Annotated in this window: 14 protein-coding genes and 2 pseudogenes; 10 read left to right on the forward strand and 6 right to left on the reverse strand. The window is 61.9% G+C overall.

What is annotated here, in order from left to right:
• Positions 1-31: 31 nt before the first annotated feature.
• On the forward strand, positions 32-760 hold the full coding sequence (locus FBY30_RS01130; protein ID WP_235009285.1) for a YoaK family protein: 729 nt from the start codon (positions 32-34) through the stop codon (positions 758-760).
• Between the two features lie 112 nt (positions 761-872).
• Here the strand turns inward: FBY30_RS01130 and FBY30_RS01135 are convergent, their stop codons facing one another.
• Positions 873-1,532, reverse strand: a complete 660-nt coding sequence (locus FBY30_RS01135) for a DUF3841 domain-containing protein (RefSeq protein WP_160141441.1) — start codon at positions 1,530-1,532, stop codon at positions 873-875.
• A 186-nt stretch (positions 1,533-1,718) separates the two neighbouring features.
• On the opposite strand from FBY30_RS01135, the gene FBY30_RS01140 reads away from it, so the two are divergent.
• From FBY30_RS01140 to FBY30_RS01170, 7 genes are all read left to right on the forward strand, one after another.
• Entirely contained in the window at positions 1,719-2,708 is a 990-nt protein-coding gene (locus FBY30_RS01140; RefSeq protein WP_142130794.1) for a 2-keto-3-deoxygluconate permease, read from the forward strand.
• The gene (locus FBY30_RS01145) at positions 2,705-3,910 is read left to right on the forward strand and encodes a four-carbon acid sugar kinase family protein (protein WP_142130795.1); all 1,206 of its coding nucleotides are present in this window, start codon (positions 2,705-2,707) and stop codon (positions 3,908-3,910) included. The genes FBY30_RS01140 and FBY30_RS01145 overlap by 4 nt, the downstream gene beginning before the upstream one ends.
• Positions 3,910-4,914: a 4-hydroxythreonine-4-phosphate dehydrogenase PdxA gene (gene pdxA, locus FBY30_RS01150; RefSeq protein ID WP_142130796.1), complete on the forward strand. Its 1,005-nt coding sequence runs from the start codon at positions 3,910-3,912 to the stop codon at positions 4,912-4,914. Before FBY30_RS01145 ends, pdxA begins: the two co-directional genes overlap by 1 nt.
• Positions 4,915-5,025: 111 nt before the next feature.
• A complete protein-coding gene (locus FBY30_RS01155; protein WP_142130797.1) occupies positions 5,026-5,808 on the forward strand; it encodes a DeoR/GlpR family DNA-binding transcription regulator in 783 nt (260 codons plus the stop codon).
• Positions 5,809-6,299: 491 nt separating this feature from the next.
• Positions 6,300-6,911 (forward strand): DUF4357 domain-containing protein, encoded by a 612-nt coding sequence (locus FBY30_RS01160; RefSeq protein WP_142130798.1) that lies wholly within the window; start codon positions 6,300-6,302, stop codon positions 6,909-6,911.
• On the forward strand, positions 6,908-8,110 hold the full coding sequence (locus FBY30_RS01165; protein ID WP_142130799.1) for a hypothetical protein: 1,203 nt from the start codon (positions 6,908-6,910) through the stop codon (positions 8,108-8,110). The genes FBY30_RS01160 and FBY30_RS01165 overlap by 4 nt, the downstream gene beginning before the upstream one ends.
• Before the next feature lie 311 nt (positions 8,111-8,421).
• Positions 8,422-8,724 (forward strand): YciI-like protein, encoded by a 303-nt coding sequence (locus FBY30_RS01170; protein WP_142130800.1) that lies wholly within the window; start codon positions 8,422-8,424, stop codon positions 8,722-8,724.
• A 26-nt stretch (positions 8,725-8,750) separates the two neighbouring features.
• Here the strand turns inward: FBY30_RS01170 and FBY30_RS01175 are convergent.
• The 5 genes and pseudogenes from FBY30_RS01175 to FBY30_RS01195 form a co-directional block, all read right to left on the reverse strand.
• Positions 8,751-9,216: pseudogene (locus tag FBY30_RS01175) on the reverse strand (nucleoside deaminase).
• 76 nt (positions 9,217-9,292) lie between these two features.
• Positions 9,293-9,583 carry a hypothetical protein gene (locus tag FBY30_RS01180; RefSeq protein WP_142130801.1) on the reverse strand — a complete coding sequence of 97 codons (291 nt, stop codon included), beginning with the start codon at positions 9,581-9,583 and terminating at the stop codon, positions 9,293-9,295.
• A 243-nt stretch (positions 9,584-9,826) separates the two neighbouring features.
• Positions 9,827-10,666 (reverse strand): class I SAM-dependent methyltransferase, encoded by an 840-nt coding sequence (locus tag FBY30_RS01185; RefSeq protein ID WP_235009286.1) that lies wholly within the window; start codon positions 10,664-10,666, stop codon positions 9,827-9,829.
• Complete coding sequence (locus FBY30_RS20885) at positions 10,657-10,938, reverse strand: hypothetical protein (RefSeq protein ID WP_235009287.1); 282 nt, start codon at positions 10,936-10,938, stop codon at positions 10,657-10,659. The genes FBY30_RS01185 and FBY30_RS20885 overlap by 10 nt, the downstream gene beginning before the upstream one ends.
• A gap of 388 nt (positions 10,939-11,326) precedes the next feature.
• Positions 11,327-11,503 (reverse strand): hypothetical protein, encoded by a 177-nt coding sequence (locus FBY30_RS01195; RefSeq protein ID WP_200830609.1) that lies wholly within the window; start codon positions 11,501-11,503, stop codon positions 11,327-11,329.
• Positions 11,504-11,534: 31 nt separating this feature from the next.
• Between FBY30_RS01195 and FBY30_RS01200 the strand changes: the two are divergent.
• Both FBY30_RS01200 and FBY30_RS01205 read left to right on the forward strand, forming a co-directional pair.
• A pseudogene (locus FBY30_RS01200) lies at positions 11,535-11,891 on the forward strand (DeoR/GlpR family DNA-binding transcription regulator); the annotation flags it as partial.
• 605 nt (positions 11,892-12,496) lie between these two features.
• Positions 12,497-14,767 carry a DUF262 domain-containing protein gene (locus FBY30_RS01205; RefSeq protein ID WP_142130803.1) on the forward strand — a complete coding sequence of 757 codons (2,271 nt, stop codon included), beginning with the start codon at positions 12,497-12,499 and terminating at the stop codon, positions 14,765-14,767.
• Positions 14,768-14,980: the final 213 nt, after the last annotated feature.

Here is a 14,980-nt window from a genome sequence, read left to right on the forward strand (position 1 = left end):
TTCGATTCAAGGGTGTATTGGAGAATTTACGGTGAGGAAACATTTTTTTGGTTCAGCTGAGCGGCTGCACCTGGTGCTGATGTTGGCCCTGACGTTTTCCACCGGCGTGGTGGACGCAATGGGCTACCTCGGCCTGGACCGCGTCTTCACCGGGAACATGACCGGCAACGTGGTGCTGCTGGGCATGGCCATGGCCGGCGGAACCAGCCTCCCCATCCTTCGGCCGGCGCTGGCGCTGGCCTTCTTCATGCTGGGCGCAGCTTTGGCCGGGCGGCTCCTCCGGCGCAATGGCGAAGGCTGGTCGCCGCAGACCTCCGCAGCCCTGCTCGCGGTATCGCTGGGCCTGTGGGTACTGACGGTCTTCGTGCTCCTGGCTCCGGTGCAGGCCGATCCTGCCCTCGGGAGCACGGTCACCAGCGCGCTCGCCCTGCTCATGGGAACCCAGGCCGCCACGGCGAAACGCCTGAAGGTTGCGGAGATCACCACCGTAGTGGTCACATCCACCATCACCGGACTCGCCTCCGACTCCCGGCTGGCAGGCGGCAAGGGCACGTTCTGGCAGCGGCGCGCACTGGCCATCGTGCTCATCATGCTGGGCGCGCTGGCAGGGGCGGCAGCACTGCATGTGCACCTGGCACTTGCACTGGCACTGGCAGCGGTGATCGCTACGGCAGTCACGGTGACAGGGCACATTGCACATCGCCGGGCGGCGGCAGAGGTCAAGGCCGGGTCAGAGAGTCCCTCGCTGGCCCGCGACTGACCCCGCAACTGAGCCCGGGCGGGAGCGGGCGGCTACTGCCTGGCGGCCGCAACTCGCGCAGCCTCCCGGCCACCCCCTCCCCAGACAGCACTGAGGTTGCTTTCGGCGGCCTCTAGCCGATTCGCACAGCTTCGATGACGTCTTCGGCGCGGAGGACGTGCGCGGTTGCCTGCACGGTGTCCCACCTGCCGTAGGTTGACGGGTCGAGGAACTGCTCCCAGCTCCGTTCGAGATCCCTGCGCAGATCCTCGGGCCACTCCCGGAATCCCTTGCCGAGCACACCGGCCGCCCGCTTGCGCTCGTTGAGTTCGTCCCAGATCCGGTCCAGCCGTGCCCCATAGTCATCGTCGCTCTCGCCCGGCAATTCAAGCACGTGGGGTGTGCCGCCCAGGGCGCGGTGCCAGTCCGAGAAGTGGGACAGCAGAACCCTTTCCCGCGGGATCCGGCAGGTCAGCAGGACGTCGCCGCGGTGCTGCCTGCAGCTGTCCACCAGGTACTCACGGGTAATGCGTGCCCAGAACCAAAGAGCCCCGTCGCCGCTGGTGGGAAGGCGGCGGTCCATCTCCCGGAGCATCCAGTCGTAGGCATCGGCGAACAGCGGCTCCGCCCGGCTCGGATCCGGGATGAGCTGCCCGGTGGAAAGGAGCTCCTCCAACGCCTCCTCGGGCTGGAAGGTGTGAAGCAGGAGGCGGTCGGCGTTCAGGTCGTAGCCGACCCGGCCGGCGGGAACTGCCCGGTTCGCGCAGGCACGGCTAACGGGAAAGTTTGGCACAGACTCAAGGTAGGACAGCCCTCTGACAATGCGACGGCGGGCGGCAGGTTGCGCGAGCAAAAAGCCCGCTTGCGCGTTTTGCGCAGAATGGCTTGCGCTAAACGCGCAGCAGTAGCTATGATCTAGATCATGCTTCGAGCTGCGCGCTCGGCCTCCCCCTCCCCCAGACAACAATGAGGTTGCTTTATGTCTGTCCCAATCAAGGCCACCATGGAAAAGGTTCCTGGCGGCATGATGCTGATCCCCCTGCTCATCGGCGCCATTCTTGGCACCTTCGCACCGGATTCCGCCAAGTTCTTCGGCTCCTTCACCGGCGCACTCTTCACCGGCGGCACCACCATCCTCGCGGTGTTCTACGTCTGCATGGGCGCGAGCATCGATATCAAGGCCACCCCCTACATCCTGAAAAAGGGCGGCGTCCTCTTCGGCAGCAAGGTCCTGTTCGCCATCATCATCGGGGTCGTCGCCGGCCGGTTCATGGGTGAACTTCCCATCGACGGCGGGCTGCTCTCGGGCCTCTCCGTCCTGGCCATCCTGGCCGCCCTCAACGACACCAACGGCGGCATGTACATGGCGCTTATGGGCCAGTACGGCAAGCCCAAGGACGTCGCCGCCTACTCCGTGATGACGCTGGAATCCGGCCCCTTCCTGACCATGGTGACCCTCGGCGTCGCCGGTTTGTCAGCCTTCCCGTGGCAGGCCCTGGTGGGCGCCATCATCCCGCTGCTCCTCGGCGCCATCCTGGGCGCCCTGGACCCGGCCATGCGCAAGTTCCTCTCCTCCGCGGCACCGGTGCTGATTCCCTTCTTCGCCCTGGCCCTGGGCTTCGGCCTGAACCTGGGCCAGGTCCTCAACGCCGGACTGCTCGGCGTGGCCCTGGGCCTGTTCGTGCTCATCGGTGGCGGCGCCGTCCTGTTCTTCGCGGACAAGCTGACCGGCGGTTCCGGCATCGCAGGGCTCGCAGCAGCCACCACCGCAGGCAACGCAGCCACCGTCCCCATGCTGGTGGCCGCAGCCAACCCGGCCTACTCCGCCGCCGCCGGCCCAGCCACCGTTTTGGTGGCAGCCTCCGTGGTGGTCACCGCCATCGGCTGCCCGCTCATGGTCGCTTGGTACGCTAAGCGCCTGAAAGCCAAGCAGCCCGTGGAAACCCGCGAGGTAACCCCAGCAGTATGAACACCACCGCAGCCAAGCGCTGGGCCATCATCGCCGACGACCTGACGGGAGCGGCAGATGCGGCCGCAGCCTACGGACCCACCCACAGCAGTTCCGTGATCCTCGACCTCGACTCCGCATGGCCGGAAGCGGACATCCTGTCGGTCAACACCGAGAGCCGCTACCTTTCCGCCGAAGATTCAGCGGCGGCCGTCACTGCCGCCGTCGTGCGAGCAATGGATCAGGACCGGCAGGTCTTCAAAAAGATCGACTCGCTGCTCCGCGGCAATGTCGGTGCCGAGGTTGCCGCAGCGCTGGCTGCCGTCAGTGACGGCCGCGGGCGGGGTTTGGCCCTTGTCGCTCCGGCCTTTCCGGCCACGGGACGGACCACCGTGGGCGGCATCGTCCACGTCAACGGTGCGCGGAACGCGCAGACAAGGTTCGACGGCGACGTCGCGGGAGCCCTTGCCGCCGGCGGCCTTTCGACTGAACTGGTGGGCCGGGAAGCGCACCGCACCCCGGAGGACCTGGCCGCGCACCTGCGCAACGTGCAGGACCGCGGGACGGACGCCGTCGTACTTGACGCGGTCTCTGACGATGACCTTCGGCAGATCGCCGCCGCGGCTGCGCTGCTGGACTTCCCCGCGCTCCTGGCGGGCTCCGGCGGGCTGGCCGGGCACATTGCCGCACGGGAAGAAGGAGGGAGTGTTCTTCATGAGCACGCGCGGCACGTGAAGCGGACCCTGACCGTGATCGGCAGCTATTCCGGCCTCGCCCGGCAGCAGACCGAGGCATTGGTCGCGGCAGGCGCGGAGCACATCACGCTGGACCACGGGGCGCTCGAGGACCCGGCGGTTGCCCGGAAGGTGGCTGCCGCGATGCTGCGGACCGACGTCGTGCTGACACCGGATCCCATGGGCGCCGTGGACAAGTCGCAGGCGTTGGTGGTGGCCGAAGCGCTGGCGCGGGCCACTGCCGCCGGCATTGGGAACTGCGAGGCGCTGATCCTGACGGGCGGCGAAACGGCGACGGCGGTCCTGAAGGCGCTCGGCGCCGGGAGCTTCACCGTCCTGGGCGAGGTGGAGCCCGGCGTGGTGATGAGCCGGCTGCCGGAGCCCCTCCCCCTCCTGGTCACCAAGGCCGGCGCTTTCGGCGATGCCGGCACGCTGGCCAGGACCACACAGTTTTTCTCTAGCACAACGACTGAAATGAGTACCAAGTAATGGGACGCCCGATCGTAGCCATCACCATGGGTGACGCCGCCGGCATTGGCCCGGAAATCATCGTCAAGGCCCTGGCGGACAACGAACTCCGGTCCAAGGCGCGGATGCTGGTCATCGGCGATCTCCGCCGGCTGCAGCTCGCCGCGGACATCGTGTCCAGCCCGCTGGCCATGCGCAAGGTGGCGGAACCGTCCGAAGCGCTGTTCCAGGAAGGCACCATCGACGTCCTGGACATCGACTGCATCCCGGAGGACCTCGCCTGGGGTGAGCTGTCCGCCGCCGCCGGCCACGGTTCGTACCTGTTCATCGAAAAGGCCGTGCAGCTGGCGATGGACCGCCAGGTGGATGCCATCTGCACGGGCCCGCTGAACAAGGCGGCGCTGCACGCGGCCGGGCACAAGTTCCCCGGCCACACCGAACTCCTCGCCGAATTGACCGGCACCGAGGAGGTGTCCATGATGCTGACGGCGCCGAAGATGCGCGTCATCCACGTGACCACCCACATCGGCCTCATCGATGCCATCGCCAAGATCAACGGCGACCTGGTGTACCGGACCATCAAGCGCGGGTATGAGCTGCTGCGCACCTCCGGGATTGAGAACCCGCGGATCGCGGTGTGCGCCATCAACCCGCATGCCGGTGAGAACGGGCTGTTCGGCTACGGCGAGGAGGCGGAGAAGATCCAGCCGGGCATCGAGAAGGCGCAGGCGGACGGCATCAACGCCTTCGGCCCCCTCCCGGCGGACACCCTGTTCTTCCTGGCCGGCCGCGGCGACTTCGACCTGGTGGTGGCCCAGTACCACGACCAGGGCCACGGCCCCGTGAAGGTCCTGGGCCTGGAGAACGGCGTCAACATCACCGTGGGGCTCCCCGTGGTGCGAACGTCCGTTGACCACGGCACTGCCTTCGACATCGCCGGCAAGAACATTGCCGACCACGAGTCGCTGCTCGAGGCACTGCGGCAGGCAGTGGACCTGGCACCGGCACGGGACGAGGCTGCGTAAGCTCCTCACGACGGACGGCCGGTCAGCAAAGCTGGCCGGCCATTGCCGTCCCTGGCGAGCACTAGCATGGGTAGCACTGCCACCGCCATGCCCGCGGGAAGGAGACCGGGAATGCTCAGCGCAAACGCGCGGCGCGAGGAGATCTACCACCTTGCCGTGACCACCGGCCTGGCCTCCGTGGAGGAGCTCTCCGCGAAGTTCGAGGTGACGGCCTCCACCATCCGCCGCGACCTGGCGCTGCTGAATTCGCAGGGCCGACTGGCCCGCACGTACGGCGGGGCGATGGCGCTGGGCGCGCACCCGGAGGCGTCGCTGCGGCAGCGCACCGGCGAGGCGTTCGAGCAGAAGCAGGCGATCGCCCGGTGGGCGGCGTCCGTGATCCAGCCCGGCGAGAACATCCTGCTCGACGCCGGCTCCACCGCCGGTGCCCTGGCCCACGAACTGCGCGGGTTCGAGAAGCTGTCCGTGACGACGCCGGGCCTGAATACCCTGCAGGAGCTGGCCGATTCGGAGGGCATCGAGGTGGACTGCCTGGGCGGGCGGCTCCGCGGTGTTTCGCAGAGTTTCGTGGGGCCGCTGGCCGAGGCGGCGCTGGAGCGGATGAGCTTTGACCGGGTCTTCCTCGGCGCCGACGCCGTCACCGCCGAGGACGGGATCTGCGAGGCCGACCACGCCCAGACCCGGCTCAAGGAGCTCATGGCCCGGCGCGGGCGTTTGGTTTACGTCCTGGCTGACTCGTCCAAGCTCGGGCTTCGGCCCTTTCACGCGTGGGCGCGCTTGGCGCTGCCGTGGACGCTGGTGACGGACGACGGCGCCGACCCCGCCCAGGTGCAGAAGTTCCGGGACGCGGGAGTGCTGGTTGAGGTGGCTGCACCAGCCGAGCGCAGTGGGTAGCAGGGACCGCCACTTCATGACTTGGCAGGCTATCTCGAATTTTCTCGGGCAGAATGGGCGGACAAAAGTATCCTTATCAGAGAGTGCAGCCCGACCAGCGAAAAGCGGCGGAATTAGTGGTCCTTTGACTAGTAGGAGCCCGAGAGTGACCGGAGATGCGTGATACCTCAAGCCGTTTCCAACCACAGGTAATTGAGATATTTTTGCCACAGGGTGATCCAAAGTCCCTACGACGTGCAAAGTTTCCGACACAGAACATCGCAGTATATGACATCCCGAGGAGTCAATTAGGGTTATTTCTAACGAATCCAAGCTCCCAATCTCCGGCCTTGTATTTTCTTATTGCTGACAAGGCCGGGTCGCTCCCTCGCTGCTACATAGGACAAACAGACAACGCTCGCCGTCGACTAGGTGAGCATGAAGCTGGCAAGAGTTTTTGGAGTCGGGCGCTCGTAGCGATATCAACCGACGACACTTGGGCATCTACCCACGTGACTTACTTGGAACATGAGGCAATTCTGGCAGCCAGGAAGATGAAGCGTTACTCGATTGAAAATTCCGACAACGGCTCCAAAAGAAACGTTCCAGATACGATTGCGGCTATTTGTGACCTTCATTTTGATACAGTCGCGGTTCTCCTCGCTACGCTCGGTCAACCTGTACTCGAGCCGATTTTCGGCCCCTTCCCACCCGGCACCGGAAGTACCACGCCGTGGGGATACTTCGTCAACGGACCTGGTTCCACGGCCCATGGAGACTTCGGCCCCGAGGGCTTGGTCGTTTTCAAAGGTTCGCGACTGCCGGTGCCCAGGTATAAGACGGGTGGCCCCGGGAAAGCTCTCCGGCGACGACTTATCGAAGCTGAGGTCCTTGCTGACGATGAAAAAGAAAATAGATTCCTGGCGGACTACCTATTCTCCGTGCCTGATGACTCAGCTTTGCTCTTAACTGGGAAACCTCAGCAAGCCGCACGTCTTTGGGCGGACGCGCAAGGTAGGACTTACGAGGAAGTTTGGATGGCGAGAATTGATGCGGTTATGAGCCAACCGCCAGGAGGAACAGCAGAAGAGAAGCATCCCGATGAGCCCGGGGTTTGGTTGTGACCTCCCCACATCCCGGCATCAACCTGTTGACCAATCAGCAGTGGATGACGCGCTATGGCATCTACATGCACGTTGAGGACGAGATTATTCATGCGAAAGTGATCGACGCTCTGGCTGCGTTGATCGATGACTTCGATATCGAGAGTCAAATCGAGAGCATGCTCCGTCAGTTCGACGATATGGGAACAGGCTTTGGTCTTCAGAATGGCGTGGCCTTTGTATTTCCATATGAGAGCCTGGTTCCTTTGCCTCCGGGCTACAGCAGCAACCGGATTTCTGTTCAAAAACAGGAAGTCCGAATGGTGCAATTTTTGAACTTCTCGACAACCCTTTACGCAGGAAGCTCAGCCGCACGAACAGGACATTGTTTCATCATTGTGTGTGTATTCGGCTTGCGACCGACACCTCTTAATGCGCTTGGCGCGCTCAATCGCGGTATTGAATATGCCAATGATATCCTTCGAGCCTATAGTCTCGCCCGCCATGACCACGGCATTCATACCCTTACCTTGGGCACTCTCCCGAGCCATATACGAGTTTATGAAATAAATGCTGTTGATACTGTAACTATAAAATCCGTAGGGGCGGCAGCGCCAAATGGACAAGATATAGCTGATCGAATCTCGAAACGACTGCTAATCGACGTTGATGAACTGCAGCGCTTTAGAAAGTATTCCGAGGAACTCCCGCTTCGTCCTGCAGAGCGCTACCTTGCCGACTTGATGAGGATTTGTATCACCAAGTTATGCCTGCAGGATCATGACGGTGCAGTCTTGGACAGCGGAAGGTTCGCCGAACTTGCCCTACGGCTCGTGGCCAGTCGTATCTCCTCTCTCAGTCCTAATGACATCGTGGACAACCAAAATCTCTTCACGCGGGGAAAGAATGCAAGGCCTGGAGTTGTCAACCACGTTGCTAGAGAACTCAGGTTCACCGGAAGTCACAAGATCAGCCTTTGGACAAAGAATGCGAGAGATCTCAGAAACCGACTTACACATGGCCTCCTATTTGAAACAATATCCGGTGATCAGGCGCATGCGGCCGTCAAGGCCGACCTAGAACTTGTACAGCTCGCCGTAGATAAGCTTCCCAACGCCGACTGGAACATTGAAGTTCTCGGAGTAGGAGCGGACATCTACGGGAGGATATTTTCGCACCGAACAGCAAAATCGCAGCGAGGTCGCGCCCAAGGGCATTAAGCAGAAAGACGAGAATAGTAAGGGTCTCAAGTATCTAGGCCCATGCATCGTCCTTCTTGGCTAACCCGGAGTGCTGCGCCATAGTGGAATTGATGTACGACGGCCAGGAGCACCTGACGGTGAATGTTCCGATGGGGTTGTCGGGGCCACACAGTTACTGCCGAGGACGGCATCTGCGAAGCGGACCACGGACAGGTACAGAAGTTCTGCGACGCGGGGGTCTAGGTCGAGGTGCCGGCGGTTTCCGGGTAGGTTCCGCTGGGTAGGCTACTTCTACAACGAATGAAACCCTGAACGATACGGAGAGACGTATGCACGCCGTGCTCGAATACACCTACGCCGACAACTACCTCGAGTCCCGCGAACAATACCGCGCAGACCACCTTCGGGCGGGGTGGGAGTCAGTCGAACGCGGCGAGCTTCTGCTCGGCGGGGCCATTGGCGAAGGACCGTTCAAGGGGCTGCTGATCTTCACCGGCGAAAACCCAGTCCAAGCCGCCAAAGCCTTTGCAGCCGCGGACCCCTACGTCCTCAACGGCGTCGTGACGTCGTGGACCGCCAGCCCGTGGACCACGGTGTTGGGCAACGAGGCCGCCACACCGGTCCGTCCGTAGGCGCCGCTCACCATCATTGGACTGGGTTACTCGGCGATGTCCTCCGCCCACAGCTCCGGCTTGTCTGCCTTGAATGCAACCATCATGTCCACGCAACGCTGATCGTCCAGCACCACCACTTCAACTCCGCGTGACCTCAACAGCTTCAGCTCGCCGTCGAACGTCCGGGCCTCCCCCCACCACCACGCGGGGGATCTTGAATTGGATGATGGTCCCAGCGCACATGGCACATGGGGCCAGCGTGGTGTCCCGGTAGCTCCTTTGTCGGCCCGCGGCGCGCAGGGCCGACATTTCCCCGTGCGCGATCGGATCAGCGTTCTGGACGCGCTCGTTGTGTCCGCTGGCAAGCACCGCGCCGTCGCGGGCTCTCGCAGCACCGATGGGGATGCCGCCTTCGGCTAGGCTCTTTTGCGCGGCCTGATAGGCGGCCTCGAAAGCAGGAAGGTCGGCACTGTCCAGTTCGGGCACCATGGACTGAGGCTCGTGAGTCATGGCGCCATTGTTGCACGCAGTTTTGCACTGAAGCCGCGGCCCTTGAACCTGGCAGTGCAGCCAGACCGTCTGCGGCTCAGTCCTGAAGCCTGCTGGCCGTGACTTCAAATTCCTCCACGGCGACGACCTGCGTCCTGTCCGCCTGGCTGCTCTCCTCCCGGATCCTGCTGGCTACCTGGCGGCTGTCCACCATCGCTTCCTCGGTGTCCCACAGCGTGATGGACAGGGCGTTGTCCGTGTCCCTCCCGTTAAGGTAGTAGACGCCCTTGCATCCCGGAAGCCGGAGCACGCTGTTCACGACGTCGTCGGCCGGGTTGTCCCTGCGGGTCTCGGGGCCGGTCCTGTAGGTGCTGATTCTGGCGAACATGGTCTTTCTCCCTCGGGGCGCACATGGGGGCGGCAGGATTCCGCTCCTCCCCTCAGTAAGGGCCCTACCGACAGACAGAAACAAGGGTCAAAAGTCAGGCGCACACCACGCCCTGCTGCGTCCCGCCTCCGGGCCGGGAGGGCATGATGGGAGGACGACGGCGGAAGGTGCCTCCCGCCGTCGTCCTCTCTCAGCGCGGGTGAAGCCAGCCGCTCCCCTGGCGCGGGATTTCCCCAGCACCTGCTATGCCTTTGACAGCGTGAAGATCCCGTAGCGCATCGCGCCGATGCGGTACGCCAGGATCAGGCGGGGAATGCTGAGAATGGCGCCGCGATTGCGTGCGCCAAGGGCAAGGCGCCGTGTCCGGGGATCAACGAGCAGGGCCTTCAGCAGCCGGACGGCGCAGATGGGCCAGGTGCGGGACACCCGGCGGCTGACATCCTCGTAGGCGGCGACAGTGAAGCCTGCCGCCGTTGCCATGGCCTCATAGTCCTCGCGCGTGCCCATCGAGGGCAGGCGCCCCTCGCGGCAGATCGGTTCGAGCAGGTGGCGGACCTTCCACCGGCTGGCATTAGTCTCGGCGAGCCATGCACAGACAACGAACCGGCCGCCCGGAGCCAGCACGCGATGCGCTTCGGCGAAGAACGCGGGCTTGTCCACCATATGTTCGCTCGACTCAATTGCCCACGCGGCATCCGCCGAGGCGTCGGGCAGGCTGTTGGCGAGCCAGTCCTGGACCTGGATGCCCACGCCGGGTACCGGATGCGCCGCGGCGTAGTGGGCCTGCTCAGCAGAAAGAGTGAACCCCGTGACCCGGACGCTGCGTGTCACCGCGAGCCGCCTTGCCGTGGAGCCGTAGCCGCAGCCGATGTCCACACACTCCTGGCCCGCCATCAGGCCCAGCCGGTCCCCGACGGTGTCCACCAGCGCCTCGACCGCTGCGCCGGGAGTCTCCCGACCTGTGGCCCACAGCCCGTGGTGGACATGGTCTCCCCACACACTTCGGTAAATGGGATCAAGGTCGTCATAGTGGTCCGCCACCGCCACGGCGTCCTGTGGGATATCGGGGACGATCACGCCCATGACACTACAGCGGGCGCTCGGGCACGGAAAAGGGTGGCGCCTTCACCGGGCATTTCCTGTCCTAGTGCCGGGCAGGTTCGGTTGGAACGTTGGATTCGGCGATCCGCTTGATCGCCGCGAGTGTTTTTCGGGATGCCGTCGAGGGCCTGCTGGGTGCGGTCGGCGATTTGGGCGTCTGCCTCGTCGCCGTATTTCTCCCCGAACATCGCGATTCCGTCCGGCAGGAATTCCCATGTCTCGGTCAGCGTCGTCCCGTTATCTGCCGGGGTCATGATGAAGCCCCCAACGGACAAAACGCCCACCGACCACCCAGGCGAACTCGCAGCCGCGCGCGGCTGACACCACCTGCGACCGGGTCTCCCAGGTCCGGTGCGGGAGCTCGTTGCGCCCGGTGAACCAGGCGCCGACCTGGCCGGCGCTGGCCTCGCCACGAAGTACCCGGCCGCTGCATAGAGCCACAGCCAGCGTGATATGCCCCTACCTACGATTAAGTGGGCCACCAGGCCGAAGACCACTGACATCCGCCGCGAGCAGTCCCAGCCCGGCGATTCCCAAGTCCCAGCGATCCACGGCCCGCCACCTCCCTGCTTCCCGTGGTATCGCCGCCAGCCTCGCGAAACGTGCACCCGAGGTGTAGAGGCCATGGTCCCGCCATCCGGGTCAGGTGAGTGAACCTGCTTCGGCGAGTGCCGCCGTCGTGGTTTCGACAGGCTCAACCACCGAGAAGTGCCCCAGCAGCGTCGCCACCAGGTGCGGGGCGAACTCCTCATCCAGCGAGAGGACCACGCGGCGCCACGCGCCCTTCACCTCCGGGTAGCCCGCGTACAGCCCGCGCATGTCGCTTAGGGTCTGCCCGCAGCCGGGCCCGTCAGAGTGCCTTGTGGGACCACCGCCCGAGGCGACGGTGGAGCGGATGAGCTTTGACCGGGTGTTCCTGGGCGCCGACGCCGTCACCGCCGAGGACGGCATCTGCGAGGCCGACCACGCCCAGACCCGGCTGAAGGAGCTCATGGCCCGGCGCGGCCGATCCGTTTATGTTCTGGCGGACTTTTCAAAGCTTGGTTTGCGGCCCTTCCACGCCTGGGCGCGGCTCGCGCTGCCATGGACGCTGGTGACAGACGACGGCGCCGACCCGGGCCAAGTGCAGAAGTTTCGGGACGTGGGGGTTCAGGTTGAGGTGGCTGCGGTTCCTTCGTCCCAGCGACCATTCGATGGCGATGACTAGCATCACCACGAGAATGACAAACAGGAGGATCTAGGTAGTGGTCACACGGAGCCGACTGCAGACCCGTCAGATACTCAAGGCTCGTTGGCGCATGCCTTGCTGTCAGCCGCAGTTAAATCAAACTCCGGCTGCTGCGTTGCGCCGGCACAACGAACTGCCGTTTGCGGTCCACCGGCGTCTTCTGGTCCGTTGCCGGGATGCTCAGGCAACACCCCAACTGTCCCGGAACCGCCAGGGGCAGTATGACCTGGTCGCAGGTATGGCACGTGGCTTCGGATACCGCAAGCACGATTGTGGGCGGACGGTCTTGCTGCACCCCGGTTCCCGGCATGGGGTAGTGCATCGAAACACACATTGGTTAGTGAACGACCCGAACGCAACCTCGGCAGAGCCAACGCATTCAGGGCAAATCACAGTCGCTCATGCGTACCAATGCTTCCGAACATCTACCCCGGCCGATGGACAACTTCACGATGGAATCGCCGATAGACATAGTCAGCAATCAGGCTAATGAGCGCTTATCCTAGGCGAGATAGTTCCTTGAAGAAACAAAGGATTAGGCCTGGAAGAGCTCCAGGTGTGTTCACGGCCAGCAGGGGAAAACATTGGAAATCAAAGAAATATTTAGCGCTCAGCCTTACTCCGTATTTGAGCTTTTTATAGAGCCCGGACTCGGTCTGTACGTTCCCAATTACCAACGACCGTATTCATGGGATAAAGAGAAAATAGAGCGCCTTCTTGACGACGTTGCAGCAGGACTTGAACAGCTTCTGGTGACTGACGACAGCATCAAGTTTCTCGGCTCGATCATCACCCTGAAAGACAATGACCAGAGCACAATTCAGCCGCAATTCAAAGAGCATCTACCCCCGAGCGTGGTGCACATTATCGACGGTCAACAACGATTGAGCACGCTACTCGTGCTGGCTACCGTTCTTCATGAGTCTATTTCAACTCGCCTGGCTAAGGTGAAACCTACCAGTTCCGCTTCAGCTTGGCTCAAGTCGCGGGCCGAGATTCTTATGGCAGAGCTAGAAGAGATCTTCAGCCTAGACATGAGGACCGGAGAACTACGATACTACCCACGGATGATTCGCGCCTACGTCGACGGGTGGTCGAGACATTCCAGCCAGGCGCAGTACAAATCGCCAATTGCAAGTCTACTATTCCAGTATGGATCACACTCGCGAGCCAACACCAACCTTAAAGCAAAGTTTGATACCAAGATGGTGTTGAAGGATATGGGTCCCGCTCACGAAAATGATGCTAATCACCTCCTCGCTCTCCGAGAACATATGTTCAAGCATCTGAGGACTCTACTAAAGAACAACGATGATACGCGCATTGTGGGAGTCGATGAAGTTGTAAAATCACAGCATATGCAGATTGCGCTTTTTCAGAGTGAAATGGATGACTCTACGACAGCTGGAGTAATCACCGAGAAAGTTGACGCTGAACTGCTTAGCCTTATGGCCTACGCAGCATATTTCATGAAAAGAGTCACAGTCACGCGCGTAACGGCAAAACGCGAGCAGTACGGATTCGATATGTTTGAAGCGCTAAATACCACTGGGGAACCACTAACGGTGCTGGAGACCTTCAAACCGAAAGTAATTCTGGCGGAGAAGGTAAACGAATGGCCACAGTCGGTCTCGAAGTCATACTTCGAGGAAATCGAAAGCTACATTGGCCAAAAGAGTGGAAGCGTGGAACGACAAAAGCGAACGAGCAAGCTCGTAATTCCTTTTGCACTCGCACAGCAAGGGCAAAAGCTAGGCACCCGCGTCAGTGAGCAACGGAGATTCCTGCACCAGTCCTACGAAGAAACCCCGGAGATCGGTGCAAAGCGTGAATACCTCGCCTTACTTTCTTCGGTCTCTCAAATCCACGGCCGCTATTGGACTGACGGTAAGGTGCAGTGGAGATATTCCACGGCCGACAGCGGGCATGCCGATCTCGGTCTTGCCTTCCTCTCAACAGCTAACCACGAAATTGTTATACCTCTGCTTTCTCGCTATCACGCGGCTGTCCGGTTTGCGGAGGACAAGGAGGAAGCGGAACATGCACTGGCACTGGCAATCAAGGCTTGCGCCGGGTTCTTCGCTCTATACAGAGCGGCCTCGATTGGGACGAACAACATAGATTCCGTGTGGCGAGAAGTCATGGGATCGTCAACGTTCTCGCTCAAAAACAGCAGCATTACTGATGTGCCCGACATTAGCGAATTGCAAACAATACTTCAGTCCAAACTGGAAGCTTTGGGCGTGCTGGCCCGTCATAGCTGGATCTCGCAGGCCAGCCACGTACCGACGTACTCCGCCAGCAAGCCATTGACACGATTTCTGTTGTTGGCGGCCTCTAATAACGCAGTCTGTGACGCCGCAGCTCCGGGACTTCTCCGCAAAGCGAAGAATGGCGTTCATGAAGTATTCAACAAGTCCGCGTGGATGTCGAACCACTTCAAGACCATTGAACACGTCTATCCACAGAAGGCCGATGGCACTACGTGGGCAAGTGGTCTTAGCGAAAACCGGCTTGTCGATTGCATCGGGAACTTGACTCTTTTGCCAGGTGAGTTGAACTCCAGCCTCAGCAACAAACCTTGGTCGGCCAAGCGTGTCATGTATAAGGCTCTCAGCGCAGAGACCAAGGAGGAGGCCGCGAGCATCCTGGAAGCAGTTGCTTTAAACGAAGCGGAAAAGCAATCACTCACCGCCATAGCCGCCCAGGGTAATACGTTTCTGCCCATGCTCAAATCCGTCGGTGCCGTAGATATCGACTGGACCCCGGATTTCGTGCAGTTGCGTTCTGAAAATTTGTTGAGCCTTGCTCATGATTCCATTGCGTCGTGGGTGGGCCTAGAAGTCGAGGAGTAGGCGCCAAAAGTTCCTTGGGCGCCCGCCGTCCGCGGGCGCCCAAGGGCAAAGGCAAAACAAGTCACGCTCGCCTTGGGATCCAATTCCAGGCCATATACGCCTGGTGCCATCGTGGTACTTCTATATCCCTGTGACGGCGTCACGTAGACGGTCCGACCCGCGGTGGACCGGCTTTCCGGGGGAGTGGCCACGAGTTCGTGGCTGCTCCGGGGT

The organism is Arthrobacter sp. SLBN-83 (assembly GCF_006715285.1).
Classification (GTDB): domain Bacteria; phylum Actinomycetota; class Actinomycetes; order Actinomycetales; family Micrococcaceae; genus Arthrobacter.